Below are 2,552 nucleotides of genomic sequence, written 5' to 3'. Positions count from 1 at the left end.
GGGTTATTTCTATCTGTTCGAGGATTTCCTCCATCGCCCATCGATCGAAGCCGGCACATCCGCGCTTTCGAAGGACGAGCGCGCGATCGTGCTGGAGATCGCCGAATTCCTCGAGGCGGCAAGCGAGACAAATCCGGACTTCACCAAGGCTGAGTTCATAGACAGCGACTGGCCGGGAAAGATCGCGCCGACGGCCAGGGAGGCGCGGACGCTGTTCCTCCGGCGCGGCCTGTTTTCGGAGAAGGTCGAGGAGCTTGAGCCTGGCCAGCCGGCCGCGATAGCGGCCGGGCGGTAGATCGCTTCAGGAAAAATCGCGTGGTGCTTTCCCTTGGGGCAATTGCGGCGAAACAAAGAGAGAGCGGTCATCGCTTTTGTGAAATGACGGCTCGATCTATCTGGAAAGCCACGAAATTGTGCCAATTTGGCAACAGTACGTTGTTAATAACGTTTTGGCCATCATTTTGCCCGAAAGTGTCTCATTCTTGCCGCAGCCTGGGGGCGGGCACGAAGTGAGAGGGTTACCTGTTGATTTCCACGCGATGGAAGACGCCGCTGTTGCTCGGCGCCGTCATTTCACCCCTGTTTTTGGCTGCCTGCAGCCAGACCACTTCACACGGCATGTCCGTCGCCAGCCTGACCGACGCCATCACGCCAGGTTTCCTGAGTTCAGGGGCCTACAGCCACACGCCGAAGGACAAGGAATGCCTGGAACGGGCGATGTTCTTCGAGTCCAACCGCTCGAGCCGCGACGGCATGATCGCGGTCGGCACGGTGGTGATGAACCGGCTGCGCTCCGGCAATCATGGCAGCACCATCTGCCAAGTGGTGGGCGAGCCCGGGCAGTTCGCGCCTGGTGTCATGACAAGGCCGATGAATTCACGCGCAATGCCCGATGTCGAGGAAGCCGCCGACGCGGTGCTGAAGGGCGAGCGCAAGTCCAAGCTCAAGAACACCATGTTCTTCCACACAGCCGGCCTCCGCTTCCCCTACAAGAACATGCACTACACCATGGTTGCCGGCGGCAATGCCTTCTACGAGAAGCGCGGCCGCAACTGGCAGCCGCTGCCGGATGAGCCGCAGGTCGCTATTGCCTCGGCGGCGCCCGACAAGTCAGCCGCGCCGGTGACGATGGTCGCGTCCGCCGAGCCGGTGCGTCCAGCCAGGACGGCAACCGTTCGATCCGCTCCCGCCCAGCAGACCTATGTGACCGCCGCCGCCGCGCCGGCCGCGAAATCCGCGCGTGTCTCGCAAGAGCCGACGGTGGTGGCGATGCAGGAGCCGATGGAAGAGCCGGATGCCGCGCGTTTTGGCGGAAGCTTGAACACAAGGGTCATCTCGTCGGTTCAAGACGCGCCGCAAGAGGCGTCGATGGGGTTCCAGTCGACGCCTGAGAACACAGACGCCATTGGCGCGATGATTGTCAGCCAGGGCCGGCCGCTCGAGACCAACTGATCTGCGCCCCGCGGTCCGCCAAGGCCCAATATGGCGGTCATGCGGATGCAGATGTTCCAAAGCGCTCTGAAAAATCCTGGAGCGGTTCACCGTTTCGCGGAAACGGTGAACCGCTCCAGCTTTTCGTTTTGACGCAATTCCGGACGGAAAACCGCTTCGCACTTTTCCTGGAATTGCTCTAGATCAGAGCGATGTCGAAGCGAATCGCCGGTCCCGAGATCGAACGTCTGATCCAGCTCCTGGCCAAGGTGCCGGGGCTGGGACCCCGTTCGGCCAGGCGTGCCGCCCTTCATCTGATCAAGAAGAAAGAGCAGCTTTTGTCGCCCCTTGCCGCCGCCATGGCCGAGGCGGCCGACAAGGTGCGCATCTGCTCGACCTGCGGCAATGTCGATACATCGGACCCTTGCATGATCTGCACCGATCCGCGCCGTGATGCCGGCACCATCATCGTCGTCGAGGACGTCTCCGACCTGTGGGCGCTGGAGCGCGCGGCGGCGATGAATGTGCGCTACCACGTGCTCGGCGGCACGCTGTCGCCGCTCGACGGCATCGGCCCCGAGCAGCTCAACATGCGCTCGCTGGTTGATCGCGTCGCCGGCGGCGAGGTCAAGGAGATCATCCTCGCCGTCAATGCGACGGTCGAGGGCCAGACGACCGCGCATTACCTCACCGACCAGTTGTCCGGCTTCGACATCAAGGTGACGCGCCTTGCGCATGGCGTGCCGGTCGGCGGCGAACTCGACTATCTCGACGAGGGCACGCTGGCCGCGGCGCTGCGTTCGCGGACGGCGTTTTGACAAAGTTGCGGCAGAGGATGCGGAGCATGATTTTTGCGTGTCCACCAAGGCTGGTGCCAAGCACCCCCCTCGGCAGGACAGAGGGGGGTGCGAAGGAACGCAAACCTCTCAGATTGGCTCTGTTTTCCTTTTTTGCAGTTCTTCTCTCGGTCTTTTCCACCCCCGCCTCCGCCGCAAAGATCGACGACCAGTTCCGCGCCTGGCTGCAGAACGACCTCTGGCCGCAGGCCAAGGCGAAAGGCATTTCAAAAACCAAATTTGATGCCGCCGTCGACGGCATCAAGCCCAATCTGAAGCTGAAGG

At 62.1% G+C, this 2,552-nt stretch carries 3 protein-coding genes and 1 pseudogene; all 4 read left to right on the top strand.

The genetic code is table 11. The annotated features are described in order from the left end of the window. Positions 1–295 (top strand): hypothetical protein (locus ENZ75_RS28210; RefSeq protein ID WP_128278484.1); only part of this gene is annotated, 295 nt, incomplete at its 5' end. Positions 296–525: 230 nt separating this feature from the next. Further along, positions 526–1,452, top strand: coding sequence for a cell wall hydrolase (locus ENZ75_RS28205; RefSeq protein WP_013527929.1), 927 nt, complete (start codon positions 526–528; stop codon positions 1,450–1,452). A gap of 191 nt (positions 1,453–1,643) precedes the next feature. Further along, positions 1,644–2,249: a recombination mediator RecR gene (gene recR, locus ENZ75_RS28200; RefSeq protein ID WP_013527928.1), complete on the top strand. Its 606-nt coding sequence runs from the start codon at positions 1,644–1,646 to the stop codon at positions 2,247–2,249. Positions 2,250–2,275: 26 nt separating this feature from the next. Further along, positions 2,276–2,552, top strand: a pseudogene (locus ENZ75_RS28195) (lytic murein transglycosylase); the annotation flags it as partial.

The organism is Mesorhizobium sp. M7A.F.Ca.CA.002.04.1.1 (genome assembly GCF_004022805.1).
Classification (GTDB): domain Bacteria; phylum Pseudomonadota; class Alphaproteobacteria; order Rhizobiales; family Rhizobiaceae; genus Mesorhizobium; species Mesorhizobium ciceri.
This window is presented reverse-complemented; position numbering and strand designations above follow the sequence as displayed.